Source organism: Rhizobium etli 8C-3 (assembly GCF_001908375.1).
Classification (GTDB): Bacteria; Pseudomonadota; Alphaproteobacteria; order Rhizobiales; family Rhizobiaceae; genus Rhizobium; species Rhizobium etli_B.
Genome location: NZ_CP017241.1, coordinates 945,617 through 963,389, shown reverse-complemented (window position 1 = coordinate 963,389; position 17,773 = coordinate 945,617). Strand labels below are relative to the sequence as shown.

The 17,773-nt window shown below is 60.1% G+C and carries 14 protein-coding genes; 5 read left to right on the top strand and 9 right to left on the bottom strand.

Annotated features, from left to right (window positions below; all coding sequences use genetic code 11):
* Positions 1-6 precede the first annotated feature (6 nt).
* A complete protein-coding gene (locus AM571_RS04825) occupies positions 7-1,785 on the bottom strand; it encodes an acyl-CoA dehydrogenase (RefSeq protein WP_074060428.1) in 1,779 nt (592 codons plus the stop codon).
* Between the two features lie 200 nt (positions 1,786-1,985).
* Here AM571_RS04825 and AM571_RS04820 point away from each other — a divergent pair, with 200 nt between their 5' ends.
* Positions 1,986-2,981: a transporter gene (locus tag AM571_RS04820; RefSeq protein WP_074060427.1), complete on the top strand. Its 996-nt coding sequence runs from the start codon at positions 1,986-1,988 to the stop codon at positions 2,979-2,981.
* A gap of 204 nt (positions 2,982-3,185) precedes the next feature.
* Here AM571_RS04820 and AM571_RS04815 read toward each other — a convergent pair whose 3' ends face one another.
* Both AM571_RS04815 and AM571_RS04810 read right to left on the bottom strand, forming a co-directional pair.
* A complete protein-coding gene (locus AM571_RS04815; RefSeq protein ID WP_074060426.1) occupies positions 3,186-3,665 on the bottom strand; it encodes a BA14K family protein in 480 nt (159 codons plus the stop codon).
* 154 nt (positions 3,666-3,819) lie between these two features.
* The gene (locus AM571_RS04810) at positions 3,820-5,064 is read right to left on the bottom strand and encodes an aromatic ring-hydroxylating oxygenase subunit alpha (protein WP_074063071.1); all 1,245 of its coding nucleotides are present in this window, start codon (positions 5,062-5,064) and stop codon (positions 3,820-3,822) included.
* A 382-nt stretch (positions 5,065-5,446) separates the two neighbouring features.
* Here AM571_RS04810 and AM571_RS04805 point away from each other — a divergent pair, with 382 nt between their 5' ends.
* The 3 genes from AM571_RS04805 to AM571_RS04795 are packed head-to-tail and all read left to right on the top strand — an operon-like array spanning position 5,447 to position 8,535.
* Entirely contained in the window at positions 5,447-6,055 is a 609-nt protein-coding gene (locus AM571_RS04805) for a DUF6656 family protein (protein WP_074060425.1), read from the top strand.
* 55 nt (positions 6,056-6,110) lie between these two features.
* The gene (locus AM571_RS04800) at positions 6,111-7,085 is read left to right on the top strand and encodes an L-threonylcarbamoyladenylate synthase (protein ID WP_074060424.1); all 975 of its coding nucleotides are present in this window, start codon (positions 6,111-6,113) and stop codon (positions 7,083-7,085) included.
* Between the two features lie 19 nt (positions 7,086-7,104).
* Complete coding sequence (locus AM571_RS04795) at positions 7,105-8,535, top strand: FAD-binding oxidoreductase (protein WP_074063069.1); 1,431 nt, start codon at positions 7,105-7,107, stop codon at positions 8,533-8,535.
* Positions 8,536-8,547: 12 nt separating this feature from the next.
* On the opposite strand, the gene AM571_RS04790 is transcribed toward AM571_RS04795, so the two are convergent.
* A complete protein-coding gene (locus tag AM571_RS04790) occupies positions 8,548-10,761 on the bottom strand; it encodes a DUF1217 domain-containing protein (protein ID WP_074063070.1) in 2,214 nt (737 codons plus the stop codon).
* A gap of 311 nt (positions 10,762-11,072) precedes the next feature.
* Between AM571_RS04790 and AM571_RS04785 the strand changes: the two genes are divergently transcribed.
* Complete coding sequence (locus AM571_RS04785) at positions 11,073-11,639, top strand: DUF6101 family protein (protein ID WP_074063068.1); 567 nt, start codon at positions 11,073-11,075, stop codon at positions 11,637-11,639.
* A gap of 58 nt (positions 11,640-11,697) precedes the next feature.
* Here the strand turns inward: AM571_RS04785 and ubiA are convergent, their stop codons facing one another.
* From ubiA to AM571_RS04760, 5 genes are all read right to left on the bottom strand, one after another.
* Complete coding sequence (ubiA, locus tag AM571_RS04780) at positions 11,698-12,654, bottom strand: 4-hydroxybenzoate octaprenyltransferase (RefSeq protein WP_074060423.1); 957 nt, start codon at positions 12,652-12,654, stop codon at positions 11,698-11,700.
* A gap of 51 nt (positions 12,655-12,705) precedes the next feature.
* The gene (locus tag AM571_RS04775) at positions 12,706-13,191 is read right to left on the bottom strand and encodes a class I SAM-dependent methyltransferase (protein WP_074060422.1); all 486 of its coding nucleotides are present in this window, start codon (positions 13,189-13,191) and stop codon (positions 12,706-12,708) included.
* A 73-nt stretch (positions 13,192-13,264) separates the two neighbouring features.
* Entirely contained in the window at positions 13,265-13,846 is a 582-nt protein-coding gene (locus AM571_RS04770; protein WP_074060421.1) for a histidine phosphatase family protein, read from the bottom strand.
* A gap of 50 nt (positions 13,847-13,896) precedes the next feature.
* Positions 13,897-15,156, bottom strand: coding sequence for an SAM-dependent methyltransferase (locus AM571_RS04765; protein WP_074060420.1), 1,260 nt, complete (start codon positions 15,154-15,156; stop codon positions 13,897-13,899).
* A 136-nt stretch (positions 15,157-15,292) separates the two neighbouring features.
* Complete coding sequence (locus AM571_RS04760; RefSeq protein ID WP_074060419.1) at positions 15,293-17,602, bottom strand: Tex family protein; 2,310 nt, start codon at positions 17,600-17,602, stop codon at positions 15,293-15,295.
* Between the last annotated feature and the right edge of the window lie 171 nt (positions 17,603-17,773).

Here is a 17,773-nt window from a genome sequence, read left to right as displayed (position 1 = left end):
TGATCCTCAGGCAAGAGCGACGCGGGCAGCCGCGAGACTGTCTGCGCCGTTGATGACGCGATCCTTCAAGGCTGCGGTTTCCGACAGCAGATTTTCGGCGGCAAAACGGCAAAGCGCAATGCGGCTTTCGTCCGCACCGTCAGATACCCTGGCAAGCCCGCCTTTGGCGAGGTAGGAGCCGGTCAGGACGAGCCCGAAGAGGCGCTGATAGGGCGTCGCCCCCGAAAGCGCCTCGGCCATCCTGCCATCTGCCTGCACCTTCAAAAGCCAGCCGGTTGCCTGTTCCAGATCGGCGATGGCCGAGCCGAGCCGCGCTGCCGTTTTGCCGAAGCCATCGAGATTGGAGCTACCCACCTGATCGGCGATATCGCGAAGTTCGGCCAGCAAGCCCTTCACGTGATCGCCGTTCGAAAGCTGTAGCTTGCGGGTGACGAGATCGATCGCCTGGATACCGTTGGTGCCTTCGTAGATCGGCGCGATCCGAGCGTCGCGCAGCAAGCGGGCAGCGCCCGTCTCCTCGATGAAGCCCATGCCACCATGGACCTGAACGCCGAGCGAGGCGACGTCGACGCCGGCATCGGTGGCGAACGACTTGGCGATCGGCGTCAGAAGCGCAGCGCGTTCCTGCCAATGCTGCCGGTCTTTGCCCACGCGATGCGACATGTCGATCGCGTGGGCGCAGGCATAGGAGATGGCGCGGGAGCCCTGCGTCAGCGCCTTCATCGTCAGCAGCATTCGGGCAACGTCGGGATGTTCGATGATCGGGCTCATGCCGTTGCCGCTCCAGCCGGGCGCCCTGCCCTGCTTGCGCTCCATGGCATAGGCGATCGCCTTTTGCGTCGCGGCTTCAGCGATCGCCACCCCCTGCATGCCGACCGTCAGGCGGGCATTGTTCATCATCGTGAACATGCAGTTGAGACCCTTGTTCTCTTCGCCCACGAGCCAGCCGACCGCCCCCCTCTCGCCGCCGAACCTGCCGTCTCCATAGATCATCGTGCAGGTGGGCGATCCGTGGATGCCCATCTTGTGTTCCAGCGAATGGCAGAAGACGTCGTTGCGGCGAGCGAGCGAGCCATCGTCGTTGACAAGGAACTTCGGCACGAGGAACAGCGAAATGCCGCGCGTGCCGGCCGGTGCATCAGGCAGACGGGCGAGGACGAGATGGATGATGTTGTCCGTAGCGTCGTGCTCGCCCCAGGTGATGAATATCTTCTGGCCGAACAGGCGATAGGTGCCGTCCTCGCGCCGATCGGCCCGGCTCGTCAGCGCACCAACGTCCGACCCGGCATGCGGCTCGGTGAGGTTCATGGTGGCAGTCCACTCGCCGGAGATGAGCTTCGCCAGGTATTTTTGCCGAAGTTCCGGGCTACCGTGGGTGCTCAGTGCCTCGACCGCGCCCATCGTCAGCGTCGGGCAGAGCGCGAAGGCGGTAGCGCCGGAATTCCACATTTCAAGAGCGGCGACGTTCAGCATGTTGGGTAGCCCCTGGCCACCATATTCTTCGGGGCCCGTCAGTCCGTTCCAGCCGCCTGCGGTCCAATCCTTATAGAGTTTCGTCCATCCATCCGGGGTCTTCACTTCGCCGTCGACCAGACGAGCACCCTGCCTGTCGCCGATCTCGGCCCGCGGGGCGATTTCTTCGGTCGCGAAACGACCGGCTTCGCCCAAAATTGCATCGACGAGATCCTCGCTGAGGTCACCGAGCAGGCCTTTTTCGATCGCCTCGCTCAACCCTGCGACGTGTCTCAGAGTAAACGCGATGTCCTCGACGGGCGCCTTGTACATGTCATCTCCTCGCATTTCGAATGGAACCGTGATTCCGAGCCTCCGGTGGAAGAGCTAATTGATTTTTACGTAAACGTCAATTTCGAATTCGACCTGTCAGAATTGACGACATCTTGCCGCTCGCAGATCTTCACACTTGCACAAACAACGGTCATGGAGAATCTCTAAACAGACTGATCGCATCGAAAGGATCGCGACCGATGGATACGTTGCCTGCCAATATACCCGGCCTCGTCTGGGCCTACAGTTTCCCGGCAGCAGGCGGCAAGGCACTTCGCCTGCACAACAGCGCGTTTCCGGCAGAACTGGTGTCCGTCAACGGCTTTTACTGGCTGCATCTCAACCTCGCCGATGCGCGGGTCCCTGCCCTGCTCGAAACGCTGGAGGGCCTTTCCGAAGATGCCAGAACAGCTCTCACAACGCGCGATACGCATGCAGCGCTCACCGTGGACGAACAGATGCTCTTCGGTACGCTCATCGATTGCCAGCGTGAATTCGATCAGGACACCAACGATCTCGGCTGGCTGCATTTCGCCATCTCCGACCGCTTCATCATCACCACACGCCTGCAGCCGCTGCGCAGTGTCGAGCGGGCGCGTGCGATGATCGAGAAGAATCCGGCCAAATTCTCCCGGCCGGTGGACCTCTTCGAACTGCTGGTGATCGAGTTTCAGCGCACGCTGATATCCGTTGTCATGGAGCTTACCGAAGAGCTGAACCTCATCGAAGACTTCGTCTACGACAATGTTTCGCGCGATGAGCGGCGGCGGCTGGCGCCGGTACGGCGCACCATCGTGCGCCTCCACCGGCACCTCAGAAACCTGTTGACGCTCATGCGGCGTGCCTCGGCCTCCGACGAGGACGAGATGCCCTTCGGCTTCGAGGATATCGCCGGCCGGCTAACGAACAGGCTGGAATCAGTCGACCACGATATCTATGCATTGCAGGAACGCGCCCGCTTGCTGCACGAGGAAATCGATTCCAAGCAGTCCTCCGAGACCAACCGTCACCTCTACATCCTTTCGATCATGACCGCCTTCCTTCTGCCGCCAACTCTGGTGACTGGCTTCTTCGGCATGAATACGGCAAATCTACCCTTCGCCGAAGGACCTGGCGGGACGGAGTACGCGGTGGCGCTCCTTGTCGCTTCAGTGCTGCTTGCCTGGTGGCTGCTGAAGCGGGTCAATATACTTTGACAAGAAAATTTGCTGTGTGCGAACTGCTGTCATGGCCGCATATCGAAATAGTGCAAAGTGACTGCTGTGGATGGGCGCTTTGCGTGCCGGATCGCACTTCGTCGGACAAGGTCACAAAGCTACGTGCACTCGATCGTCTTGACGCGCGCTAAAAGCCCGGCGGTTCTGCCGCCGGGCCGCTGGGTTTAAAAATCGGATCACGCCTTAGCTATAAGGCGAATAGCATTGCTGACGCGGACCGTTGTAGGGCTGGAACGTATTGTCGTAAGCACGGTATGAACGGTAGCGGTTTGCACACCAGGCGACGTGTCCGCCGCCGCCACTATAGGCCGGCGGGGCTACGTAGCGCGGCTGCGAGGCGATCGCCCCGCCGATGATGGCGCCGGCACCGAAAGCAGCCAGCGGATACCAGTAGCCGTTATAGTGACGATAGCCAGGGCGCGAATAGCGATAGCCGCGATAGCCGCCGTAGTAACCATCGCGATATGCGGGCCGGTAACCGGGATAGTAGCCGGGACGATAGCCCGGGCGATAGTAACGGCGGTACTGAACGTTGTGTACGTCCGAGGATTTTTCCACCTGCGGTGCTGCCGGCATCTGAATGGCCTGCGACGGCACGAAGCTCGTCAGGACAACAGCGGCGGAAAAGACGGCACTCGCAATTCTCTTACTGAACACGTTCATTGTATTCTCCAATCCCCAAGGCGCGAATCTGGCTTCGCCGGTAACGTATGGGTTTCTTCCCCACACGAGCGGTTCGGCACGGGCTGACCTTCTACCGCAAGGCAAATGAACCGGGGATTAACCGATTCATTTTCCGCAATTGGAACGGGAAACATCAGGCGACGTCGGAAAGCTTCGACCGGTCACCCTGGAGGCGGTTCACCATGAAGGTCGAATACCACTCGAGGAACTGCATCACGCCCCCTTCATGAAGCATCGAGTACGGACCGGGCTCATAGGCCGGCGAGTGGATGCCGAAGGCATTCTCTTCGACGATGCGGCGGTCCTGATCGTTGGTTTCCGTCCAGACGTGCGTGAGTTCCTCGATATTGTAGTCCACGCCTTCGACGGCGTCCTTGTGCACGATCCACTTCGTCGTGACGGCTGTCTCGTTGGCACTGAGCGGCAAGACGCGGAACGAGATCGCGTGGTCGCCGAGCAAATGATTCCAGGTCGTCGGATAGTGGAAAAGCAGCATGGTACCGATGCGGTCGATCTTCACATCCTCCGAAAGCGGACGCTTGACGGCACTCTTGCCGGACATGGTGTAGCTTTCGGCATCTTCGATCAGCGGCATGCGGGCGGCGCGGAACTGGCCGTCCGGCGAGATCTGGAACCTGCTCGGAAGGCCGGCCGCCTCGCAGCGCGCCCAGTGACCGGCGATCTCCGGGTCGTCGGCGCCACCGTCCGTGCCGGTGACGCTCGGGGCTTCCGGATAGGTGCGGCAGAGTTCCGGATGGTTGGCGGCACAATGGTAGCACTCGCGGTTGTTTTCCCAAACGAGCTTCCAGTTGCCCTTCTCGATAATGGTGCTCTGGAAGGCGATCTTGCCTTCGCTCAGTCGGTGGGGGAGCAGATAGGGGCTGACCACGTCGCGAATCGGCTGGAAGTCCGGTGCCTTTTCTGCCAGGCAGATGAAGATGTAGCCCGCAAAGCTCTCGCAGTGCACGGGCTTCAGGCTGTAGCCGCTCTTGTCGAAATCGTCGCCCATGTGGCGGGCGAAGGCAAGCTTGCCGTCGAGGTCGTAAGCCCATTGGTGATAGGGACAGACAAGGCGCACCGACGAGCCGTGCTCCTTCGTGCAGACACGCGAGCCGCGGTGGCGGCAACTGTTGTGGAAGGCGCGGATGACGTTGTCGCGGCCGCGTACGATCACTACGGGATACTGGCCGATCTGAACCGTGAAATAGGCGCCGGGCTTGGGCAATTCGCAATCATGGCCCATGAACAGCCAGTCCCGATAATAGATCATCTCCATATCGAGCTTGAAATAATCTTCGTCGATATAAAAGGGCTGCTCAAGGCTGAAGCCTGCGCGCCGGTTCTTGAGTTGCCGCAAAACGTTGTTGCGAATATCCATCTGTTTATCCTCGTGCCATAGGCTGCCGCCGCGAAGGCGGGATGGAAGCGCCCGCTTCTTCTCCATGCGGGAGAACTATCATGGCGTCATTTAAACACCGGCCATGACTGCCGCTTGGTTGTAATGCGACATCGGCTTCGAAATTGACGACAGCGTGGCGAGGCAACGCGATTTTCCCCTTTCGCCACAGAACCTTCAAATGCGACATCCGACAAACTCAAACCTGACCCGCACAATCCACCCGCATTCCCCGTCATTGTCGCATCTGCGACTCCCTTTCGCCACATGCTCCCGACATCATGCACAAGACGCGCGCTTTAACAGGCCATTAAGCATAAACTTCTATGTTTCCCTTATTGAACAAGCAGATGGAATGCGAACCATGGCGAAACTTCGCTATTTCGACGCCAAGGGAGATGCCAGGCCGCAGGACAAGAAACCTGCAGCGCCGCATTCCGAATTTCTCCGCACCGGCAAGATCACCCGCGATCGTGCCCATTGGCTCGCCGAAGAACGCCGCTACCTGAGCTACCATGAAGTAAGCGAGAAAACCGGCCGGAAACTGCAAACGGCAGGCATCAGGGCGCATCAGCAGATCAATGGCTTCCACCGCACGATCCAGTTCCCCAAGATGGTGTTCCACCGGACGCTCGCCGACAGCCCGCATCTCGGCTATTGCCATGTCACGGCAGCCCGGACGAAATTCGCGCGCTACGAAGAGGTCAGCTGGGCCTTCTATATCGCCAATTTCTACGCGGACATCGGCGACAACGACAATTTCTTCCATCATATCGATATCAAATATTCACGCATGTATTTCGCCGTCGCAATCAAGCCCGGCGAGCATACGCCGGAGAAGATGACGATCGACCGCTCCGTTCGCGGCAACGGCGTGCTCTTCAGAACCGACGATCCGCAGGTAGCCATCCGGAATGTGCTTCTGCTTGGCGCCCGCAACGAACAGCTTCGCGAAATCATCCGCCAGCTCTGATATTGATCGCAGGCTTTCAAAGGCCTATGGGACTGCCTGGAACAACGGGCGGTACATGGCACGCATAATCGACATCGCACAACATCGACACGAGGCGCTGCAAACGGCGTCGAGCGTGCTCTCGGAAGGCTTTCCGGTCGCCATCCCGACTGAGACCGTCTACGGCCTTGCTGCCGACGCCACCAATGCGGCGGCGATAACCCGTATCTACGAGACCAAGGGCCGCCCCCGCTTCAATCCGCTGATCTGCCATATGAGCGACCTGGCGATGGCGGAAGACTATGCGCAGTTCGATCCGCTCTCGCGCGCACTGGCCGAAGCCTTCTGGCCGGGCCCGCTGACGCTCGTCCTGCCCCTGAAGGCCAAGAGCCGGATCCATCCGCTTGCAACGGCCGGCCTGGACACGGTCGGGATCCGCGTGCCCAAGGGGTTTGCAGGCGATCTGATCCGCGCCTTCGGCAAACCGCTCGCCGCACCGAGCGCCAACACATCGGGCAGGATCAGCGCCACCAGCGCAGACCATGTCGACGCCGATCTCGGCGAAAAGATCCGGCTCATCGTCGATGCAGGCGCCAGCACGGTCGGTGTCGAATCCACCATCGTCAAGGTCGAGGACGGCGAGCTGAAACTGCTGCGGCCGGGTGGGCTGCCGGCTTCCGAGATCGAGCGCGTTGCCGGCAAGCGGCTGCAGCGTGCCGGCAAGGCATCGGCGGCAATCGAGGCTCCCGGCATGCTCGCCTCGCATTATGCGCCCGGTGCCAATGTCCGTCTCGATGCCGCGGCTGTCAAAACCGACGAGGCCCTGATTGCCTTCGGCGCGGTCGATGTCGCGGGCGCAAGCGATGCGGCCCTCGTGCTCAACCTCAGCCCCTGTGGCGATCTGGCGGAGGCGGCTGCCAATCTTTTCGACTACATGAAGAAAGCCGATGCCAGCGGCGCAGCGACGATCGCCTTTTCGCCAATACCGGACGAGGGTCTTGGCGAAGCGATCAACGACCGCTTGCGGCGTGCTGCCGCGCCGCGCGAATAACAAGGAAGGAATGAGCTCGATGAGCGCCAGCGTCTCCCCCGAAGTTCTCGACCGTTTTGCTGCAATCGTCGGCGAGAAATACGCGCTGCGCAGCGAGGCCGAGCTTGCCCCGCACCTGATTGAGAACCGAGGCCTCTATCACGGTTCCTCTCCTCTCCTGCTCAGGCCCGCGAATGTCGAGGAGGTTTCGGCCATCCTGAAGCTTGCGACGCAAACCGGAACTGCGGTCGTGCCGCAGACGGGCAATACCGGCCTGGTCGGCGGCCAGACGCCGCGCGAGGGCAAATCGGACATCATTGTCTCGCTCGAGCGGATGAACAGGATCCGCGACGTCGATCCGGTGGCGAACGTGCTGGTTGCCGACGGCGGCGCAATCCTCGCCGAGGTGCAGAAGGCAGCCGAGGCGCATGGCAGACTTTTCCCGCTCTCGCTCGGCGCCGAAGGCTCCTGCCGCATCGGCGGCAACCTGTCGACGAACGCCGGCGGAACTGCGGTGCTGGCCTATGGAAACGTGCGCCAGCTTTGCCTTGGCCTCGAAGTCGTGCTGCCGACCGGCGAAATCTGGGATGGCCTTCGTCGCCTGAAGAAGGACAATACGGGCTACGACCTTCGCGATCTCTTCATCGGGGCCGAAGGCACGCTCGGCATCATTACCGGCGCCGTCCTCAAGCTTTACCCGCAGCCGCTCGGCCATCAGGTCGCCTTTGCAGGACTGAACTCCGTGGAGGAGGCGCTTGCCCTTTTCAATCTGGCGGGCAGCCTTTGCGGCACCTCGCTGACCGGCTTCGAGCTGATGCCGCGGTTCGGTGTCGAGATCACCGCCAAACATATCGAGGGCGTGCGCGATCCGCTGGAAGCGGCGTACCCGTGGTATGTGCTGATCGACATCTCGACCTCGGATTCGGCCGAAACCGCCGAGCGGATGATGAATGCGCTACTCGAACAAGGGTTTGAGGCGGGGCTGGTGCAGGACGCGGCGATTGCCTCGTCCGTCGCGCAGCAGAAGGCGCTGTGGCATATGCGCGAGAGCATGTCGGAAGCTCAAAAGCCCGAAGGCGGTTCGATCAAGCACGACGTGTCCGTTCCGGTTTCGAAGATCCCGCATTTCATGCACGAGGCCGGCGACGCCGTCATGGCAGCCATGCCCGGCGCCCGCATATGCGCCTTCGGCCACATGGGCGACGGCAATATCCATTATAACATCTCCCAACCGGTCGGCGCCGACAAGGACGCCTTCATCGGCCGGTGGCATGAGATGAACAAGATTGTGCACGGCATCGTTCTGGCACACAGCGGCTCGATCTCGGCAGAGCACGGCATTGGCCAGCTCAAGCGCGACGAGCTCGCCGCGATCCGCCCTGCCATCGAGATCGACCTGATGCGTCGCATCAAGCGTGCCTTTGATCCGGCAAACATCATGAACCCAGGGAAAGTGGTCAGCGTTGAGTAAGAACGTGGCGGTTTAACCGCCACCCGTCAGAATCTGAAGCGCCGGCGATTGGGTCGTCACGTTCTGGATGTCGTACATCGCCGTGAACCGCTTCACCAGCTTGTCGACTTTCTTCGAGTCGCCGAGATCCTTGAGGTCAACGAACTTTTCGAGAAGCGCAACCTGCTTGTCGACATCCATGCTGGAGATCTGGCTCGGCAGGTTGTAGGCGGTGGTGACGACCTGGAAGAGCGCCTTGTCGCCTAGGATGGAATAGAGCGAGGTGATATCGGGTGCCTTGCGGGCGAAGTAAAGCGCCAAGCGGGTGCCATCGTTCGTCTCGCCTTCCTGCGTCTCGAGCGTCTGCTGCAGATAGGCATCCTGCGTGCGATCGAGCGCACCCCGATCCTGGACGATGCCCAGCTTGGCGCGCGTGAGATTGCCGGCCGTGTCGAAGTTAAAGTCGGCGACGATATTCTTGAATTTCGAGTCCGCCTTGGTGTTCAGATAGCTGTTTGCATCGTCGGGATCGGATGTGAAAATCTTCCGCAGCGTCTCTTCGTCGTAGTCCTTCGGATCGAGACCGACAGACTTGAGAATGAGACCGGTCAAGCGGTCGTCCTCCAGGAAATCATCGAGAGACTGCACCGATTCCATGGTCTTTGCGAAATAGTCGACTTCCTCGGTCGCATCTTTGGATGCCTTGTCCTTCAGGGGACCGTCCTTCATCAGCATGGTGACATGTGACTTGTAGTTCGTCGCATATTTGGCCATCGCGGCGGGCGATAATGCCTGCAGCTGGATCGATGCGTTACCTTCGCCATCGAAATTGAAGGCTCTCGCCAATTGCGTGACCCGATCGTCCTTGAAGGATGCGACATAGCCCGCAGGGTCGTAAGGATCGCTTGCCAGCAGCTTGCGCATCACCGATTTCGACACTTCTTCCTGCGTCAAGCCGTAAGCCTGAAGCGCAACCTGATAGAGATCGGGCAGATCGTCGTTCGTCTTGTCCAGATCGCCGGTCTTGTTGGTCTTCAGAAAATCGTTGATGCTGTCGATGTCGGAGAAATTGTCCATTGTCCTGGTATCGGACATGCGCGTCTTGTAATTGGCGACGATCTCCTCGATGGCGGCTTTCGCCTCGTCATCGTAACGGGCCATGTAGTTTACCGACGTTGCCTGGATCAGCGAATCCGACTGGGGGCCGTCAGGCCCGAGGACGCTTCCATCAGCCTCAAAGCTGAAGGCCTGATGGACAGCCGTGGCGTCCATCATATTGGCATAGGCCGGATCGACAAGGATTTGCTTCAAGGCCGTGTCGCTCAAGTCGGTGCCGAAGCTGCTCGGCCCAAGACTGTAAGCAGCCTTGATGTAGTCCGTCAGGCGCTCGTCGGCGATGAGGCTGTCAACGTTGGTGATCGTCTTGATCTTGGATTCGTAATAGGTCTTGTTGTAGTCGGCAGCGGCCTTCGTCGTATAGACGATATCGGGAAATATCTCGTTGTCGATGATGACGGTCGATGAATTCAGATTGTACTGCTCCATGACCGTGTTTTTCTGTGTCGCGGTCTGGGCCGAGCCATTCACCGTCCCGTCTGCATTGAAACTGAACTGCAAAGCGAGCGCCTGGTACTTCTCACCGCCCTGAAGGTTCACCACGCTGTTCGGATCGTTGAGATCGCTGGTCAGCACATCGCGCAGAAACTCTTTGGACGCGTAGGTCGCATCGATGCCGAATGTCTTCAGCACATAGGTGCGCAGCCGCGTATCATTGACGAGATCATCGACTGTCTGGACCTCAGCGATCGTCGCGCTGTAGTAGTCGGTGTCCTTGATCGCCTGCTTTTCCTGATCGGTGAAGGATGCGTTATACCTGTCGATCAGGTCGTCTTCCTGCGCATCCGTCTGTGCATCGGGCTTCGGCGCATTGAAATTGAAAGCCGCCGCGAACTGCTTGTAGCGCTGGTCCGAAAGCTTGTTGGCGAAACTGTCGGGGTCGGTAAGGTCGCTTTCCAGCACCTTTTTCATGAAGGCCCTGGCATAGGTCATGTCGTCGAGGCCATAGGCCTTCATCGCGTAGCTGTAGAGCTTGTAGTTGCCGAGGAAGTCGTCGACGTCCTTCACCTTGTTGATATTCTCGGCGTAGTAGTCGGCGTCCCGTTTGACCGTCGCCTGCGAGGCAATGCGATCGAGACTCGTCTTCGGGTCACGACTTATGATCGCGTAGGCAACGGAGGCGGAAATCATGAATGCGCCCTTAAACAGCAAAACCTAAAAGAATAATGCAGGATCCTGCGTGCATTCTGCCATGCAAAGCTTACTCGAGACTTACCCGACGCTGTTCCGCTTTGGCGCAGCCATCCTTTCCGGTCCGTTCATGGTCCGGAAACCCTGCCACATTGGTTTTTGATAACCATCGGGGAAGGCAAAGTTTTCTTAACCGCAAATTTTAAGTGGTCCGGAAGGGGGCCCGCCTATTGTCGGGGCGTAGAGGGCGAAAAAGCCCCGAGGAGAAGACCGGAAACCGGCTCTCAGGTAAGACAAGGGTAGAAATGAAAATGAACAACACCGTTATGAAGCCCGCTTGGGCTGGAACGACACTGCGTCTCGATCCGTCGCGCTTTCCCCAGCAGGTCAGCTACGCCATCCACGACTCCACAAGTGACGTCAGCATAACGATCGATGAACGCGGCGCCGTCCTCCGCAAGACCCTTCCCTCCAGCGGCCTGCCGCTTTCCGTTGCCCTGCCGAAGCGTGCCTTCAAAGGCGTTGCAGCCCGGGCGATCGACCACGGCAACGGGGAAGTGACCGTAACGCTTGAATTGCACCACGAAGATCCTGATCTCTGCGTTCCGCTGCTTGTCGCCCACGATCTCTGCGATATCGCGGCCGACTGGCGGGGCTGGTCGGAGGCATTCCGCATTCCGATGCTGATGGTGGAGGCCGACGGCATTGCACGCCCGCTCGAGGAGCACCTCGGTGATTTGCGTACCAGTCACATGAAACCGCGCCGGCGCCATTCCTATTTCGCCAACCGCCGTCCGCGCTTCCTCGTGCGCCGCACGACCGGCAAGCTCGGCGTGACAATGAAGATCGAAGGCAAGGAAATTATCGCCCGCAATTAAGAATTCGGCGAATGACCCAATCTGAAACCCGGCCCAATGCCGGGTTTTTTCGTTTCAATCAGGCAAGGCGGAAGAAAAGCGAGACGATCAGTCCCGTAAAGATAATCAGCCCGACACGGTTGTTCGACTTGAAAAGCGCCAGGCATTGCGTCGCATCGGTGATGTCGAGCCTGGCGATCTGCCAGGCGAACATGCCGGTGGCAGTCAACAGCCCGAGATAGGCCGCGAAACCGACGCCGGCCAAAACAAAGGCGAGCATCATCAGGACCAGTGTTGCGCCATAAAGGCCGATCAGCCACTGTCGCGTCCGATCGCCGAAAAGCCGCGCAGTGGAACGCACGCCAATCAATTCGTCGTCTTCCTTGTCCTGATGCGCATAAATCGTGTCGTAGCCGATCGTCCAGGCAACGGAAGAAAGGTAGAGCGCAATCGCAGCGAAAGACAGGCCGGCGAATATGCCAGCCCAGCCCATCAGCGCACCCCAGGAAAAGGCAAGCCCCAGAAAAAATTGCGGCCAGTCCGTGAAGCGCTTGGCAAATGGATAGAGCGCGACGATGGCGATCGACAGCACGCCAAGAATGACTGCAAACCAGTTGAACTGCAGAAGCACCAGAAGACCGGCAAGCGCCTGAAGCACCATGAAGATCTTTGCCTGGGTGCGCGTGACGCGTCCCGAAGGCAGGGGCCGCGAGCGGGTGCGTGCGACCTCCATGTCGATCCTGTGATCGACAAGATCGTTGTAGGTACAGCCGGCCCCGCGCATGGCGACGGCGCCGATGAAGTAGAGAAACAGGTGAACCAGCGTCTGCGAGCCGGAAAACAGGCCTTGTTTTGCGGCCACATTTGCGGCAAGCGCCACCGACCAGAAGCAGGGCCACATCAGGAGCTGCCAGCCGATCGGCCTGTCCCAGCGCGCAAGCTGCGCATACGGCCAGACCCACGGAGGCAAAATCCGGTAAACCCAATTGTCCGAGGGCGCATCGGCAACGCGCCCGTTAAAGCCAATCTGTTGCATGGGGCCATCTAGCGACCGGCAAAGGCGCGGGTCAATAGCGTCATGGCCTGTTCACCTTCGCCGATAGAGAAAATAGCGGCCGCTCTCCACGGACGCCGGCAGCGGCATTTCCTCCAGTTCGGGATGCTTCAGTTCCAGGCCGCTTGCTGCAAACCCGTCATGGGCCAGCACCGCGACCACGCGCGACGGCAGCCACTCGCGGATGATTGCATCCTGCTCTCGATAGCCGGTTCCGATATCGGCATGAACGACGGCTGCCCTGGTGCCAGTATAACTCAGGCAAGTCTCGGCGATGTCGCCGATGACGACATCGTCGTCGTCGGGCCGGCAGCTTCCATGCGCGCCGTTTTCGCGATCGAACGCGATGATGTGCCGACCCGGGAAGCGCACCCGCAAATGGCTGTAAGTCCTGCCATTGCCAAGGCCGATTTCCAGTATTGGTCCATCGGGCAGGCTCGCCTGCCCTGCCGCGATGTGATCGAGAATATCCCTCTGTGCGGAAATCCTGCTGATGAAATCGTCGAGACGTGTTCGCATAGGCAGCTCCGGAGCTTGAACTCGAAACAAGCGTTAAATCCAACGTCACACCGCTCCAGAACGCAACAGTCCCTTACTGCTGGTTCCAGCGCCGGATCACCGGCTCCGTCAGATCGTGCTCGTAGCCTAAGATGCTGATGCTCGCAGTATCGAACACGAAAAGCGAGCCGTCTTGCGGTGGCAGGCCGAGCCAGCGGGCGGCGAGAACGCGCAGAAAGTGGGAGCTGGAGAAAATCAGGACCGGCGCGCCGGCTTGGCGAAGCTCGCGGATGATCCGGTCGGCCCTTGCTCCGACATCTGCGGCCATTTCTCCGTCCGGGCAGCCGTCGCGGAAGAGCTGCCAGCCGGGGCGGGCCGCGAGGATTTCCTTCGTCGTGACGCCCTCATAGGCACCATAATCCCATTCGGCAAGATCGGGCTTGATCACGGCATCTACGCCGAAACCGGCAAGGGCGCAGGTGTTCGCCGCCCTTCGAGAAGGGCTCGACCAGACGGCAGAGACAATCAGTCCCTTCAGGCGATCGGCGAGTTTGCGGGCGGCCGTCTCGCCGTTCAGGGTCAGCGGGATGTCAGTTCTGCCGGTATGTTTGCCGGAGAGGCTCCATTCTGTTTCGCCGTGGCGGACAAGATGGATTTGGGGAAATGCACTGCTCATCTGCACGCCTCTTTTCGTCGACAAAGCGCAGCCGAAGCCGCGCCGCGATATCAGAAGACAACCTTTTCCAGGGCAGGCCGCGTGGCCTCGAATTCCTTCAGCTTCGCCTCGTTCTCGGCAATGTAATTGCGGTTGTCGGGTGTCGAATACTGGTTCTTGGAAACCTGGATCTGCATGACGAAGAGTTCGTCCCAGCGGAAGCCTATTTCGGAGCCGGCAAGATAGAACTCCCACATCCGGAAGAAGCGCTCGTCGTAAAGGGCGACGGCCTCGGCCTTGCGCGCCATGAAGCGCTCGCGCCAATGGCGGAGCGTATAGGCATAGTGCAGCGGCAGGACCTCGATATCGCGAATTAACAACCCGGCCTTCTCGATTGCAGGAACCGTCTCGCCGATCGACGGGATGTAGCCTTGCGGGAAGATGTATTTCTCGATGAACGCATTTGTCGCAAAGCTCGGCTTCGGCCGCGCGATGGAGTGAAGGAGCATGACGCCGTCGTCGGAGAGAAGTTCATGCACCTTGCGGAAGTACTTGTTGAAATTGCCGATGCCGACATGCTCGAACATGCCAACCGAGACGATGCGGTCGAACTTCATGCCCGTCATCGTGCGGTAATCTTGCAATTCGAAGCGGACGCGATCGGCGAGACCGCGCTTTTGGGCGCGCTCGCGCGAGATCTTCAGCTGCTCTTCGCTGAGCGTGATGCCGGTTACGTCGACGCCCTGCGTCGATTCCGCCAGATACATCCCCATGCCGCCCCAGCCGGAGCCGATTTCCAGGATGCGCTGGTTGGGCTGCAGCAGGAGCTTGGCTGCGATATGCCGCTTCTTGGCGACTTGTGCTTCCTCCAGGCTGATGCCCGGCGGATCGAAATAGGCGCAGGAATATTGCCAATCCTCATCAAGAAAGAGCTCGAAAAGCTTTTCCGAGAGGTCGTAATGATGCGCGACATTGCGCTTGTTGTGATTGACCGGCAGCCGGCTCTTCAGCTGCTGCAGTGCGATGCGTCCGACCAGCAGTGCAGCCATCGGAATATCGAAGATTTCGTTGGTGGTGTTCTGCTTCACCATCGAAAGGAAGTCGTAGATGTTGCCCTGTTCAAGAATGAACCGGCCGTCCATGTACATTTCGCCGAGCTTGAGGGTGGGGTCGCGGCGGATAAGCTTCTCCGCCTCCTCGTCGGCAACGCGCACGACGACCAGATCCCCGCTGCCATCGCCAATCGCATATGTCTCGCCATTGGCCAGCGTGAGCTTCAGATTACCCTTGCGGATGATTTTTTTGACAATTGATAAAAATCCCGACGCCATGAAAGGCCTCGCATATGTGACAGGATGATACGCGTTAAACTTAGTCGCTCTCTTCCGCCACACAAGCGCCGTATTTGGCAGTTCGGCAACAAGGTCGCCAAACTGTGACATTTTTGCAATGCCTGCCGTTAAGCCGTTATTTTCGCTTCATGGCCTCTGCAAGAGCAGCACCGAAGGCGCCCTGGTTTTCCTGTTTCGGGACAGCCGGACGCCGGTCGTTTTGCGGCCGCGCGCCCTGATTTCCACGGTACTCGCCGCGTGGGGCTGCAGCCGAGGAGCCATCGTCCTTGCGCATTGAAAGACCGATGCGCTTGCGTTTTGCATCGACCTCGACGACCCGCACCTTGACGACATCGCCGGCCTTCACAACTTCGTGAGGATCTTTGACGAAGCGGTCGGCAAGCTGCGAGACATGCACAAGGCCGTCCTGGTGCACGCCGATATCGACGAAGGCGCCGAAGGCCGCAACGTTGGTCACCGTGCCTTCCAGCACCATGCCGGGCTTGAGATCGGCGATTTCGTTGACGCCTTCGGCGAAGGTTGCCGTCTTGAAGCTCGGGCGCGGATCGCGGCCGGGCTTTTCCAGTTCGGCGAGGATATCCTTGACCGTCGGCAGGCCGAATTTCTCGTCGATGAACTGGCGCGGATCGATCGATTTCAGCGCCGCACTGTCGCCCATCAGCGACCGCAGGTCGCGGCCGCAGGCGGCAACGATCTTCTTTGCTACGCCATAGGCTTCCGGGTGAACCGATGATGCATCGAGAGGCTCCTTGCCGTTCGGGATGCGCAGGAAGCCAGCCGCCTGCTCGAAGGTGCGGTTTCCCAGACGCGCAACCTTGAGCAGGTCGCGGCGGCTTTCAAACGGACCGTTCTGGTCGCGGTGGACGACGATGGCTTCGGCAATCGACGGGCCGAGTCCGGAAACGCGTGACAGCAGCGGTGCCGAAGCCGTGTTGAGATCGACGCCGACGGCATTCACCGCGTCTTCGACGACTGCGTCAAGCGAGCGCGACAGCTTCTGTTGGTCGACGTCATGCTGGTACTGGCCGACGCCGATCGATTTCGGCTCGATCTTGACAAGCTCGGCCAGCGGATCCTGCAGGCGGCGGGCGATGGAAACGGCGCCACGCAGCGACACGTCGAGATCCGGAAACTCAGCCGCGGCGGTCGCGGAGGCGGAATAGACCGACGCGCCGGCTTCCGAAACGATGACCTTGGTGGGCTTTGCACCCGCAAGACCGGCCAGCATTTCGGCTACCAGTTTTTCCGTTTCGCGGCTTCCCGTACCGTTACCGATCGAGATCAGTTCGACATTGTGCTTGAGGATCAGGGCGGTGAGTTCTGCCTGAGAGCCACGCACGTCGTTGCGCGGCTGGAAGGGATAGACCGTGGAGGTCGCAACGACCTTGCCGGTACCGTCGACCACAGCGACCTTGACGCCAGTGCGAATACCCGGATCGAGGCCCATCGTGGCGCGCGATCCGGCCGGCGCCGCCAGCAGCAGATCCTTCAGGTTTCGCGCAAAGACATGGATCGCCTCCTCTTCGGCGCGTTCACGCAGTTCGCGCATCAGGTCGAGAGACAGCGACATGGAAAGTTTGACGCGCCAGGTCCAGCTTGCGACATCCATCAGCCAGCGGTCGCCGGGGCGGCTCGCGCCGATTTCATAGGCAGCAGCGATCATCCGCTCGACAGGTTTGTTGGGAGAGGCGGTCTCGGCGTCAGCCTCGATCGTCAGCGTCAGCATTTCCTCGTTCCAGCCGCGCAGCATGGCGAGTGCGCGATGGCCGGGTGCGGTCGCCCAGCGCTCCGAATGGTCAAAATAGTCGGCGAACTTCTCGCCGGCCGCCTGCTTGCCATCCACGACCTTGGCCTTCAAAAACGCGGCGCTGCGCATATGGGCACGCAGCTTGCCAAGCAAATCGGCATTTTCCGCAATGCCTTCGGCGATGATATCGCGTGCGCCTTCGAGTGCCGTCTTCGCATCCGGCACATCGGCAGTGATATAGCTCTCCGCCAGCACCGCCGGTCCCTTCGAGCGATCGGCGAGAATCGCCTCGGCCAGCGGTCCAAGGCCGCGCTCGCGGGCGATCTCGGCACGGGTACGGCGCTTCGGCTTGTAGGGCAGGTAGAGATCTTCGAGCTCCGCCTTCGTGGCGGCGCGGGCGATCTTCTCCATCAATTCGTCGGTCATCTTGCCCTGACCGGCGATCGATTCGACGATCGTGTCGCGGCGGGCTTCCAGTTCGCGCAGATAGACGAGGCGTTCGGCCAGATTGCGCAGTTGCGTATCGTCCAGGCCGCCCGTCACTTCCTTGCGGTAGCGTGCGATGAAGGGAACGGTCGCGCCCTCGTCGAGCAGCTCGATCGCAGCTTTGGCCTGGTCCGGCCGGGCATTGATTTCGGAGGCGATGACTGCGGCAAGCGAGCGGAGGTCTGCGGCCATGGGATTCCCTGAATTGACGAAGGTAGCGGGACCATAGCGGCGAAAAGCGGCAAGGCAATGCCCCGCAGAGCTTTCCACAGCAGACTGACGCGCATCATTGAGGGTTCGTGCTCGATCCGGTCCTTCGGGCCGACCTTTCCCCGCCGGAAAGAAGGGACGGCAAAGCGCAGC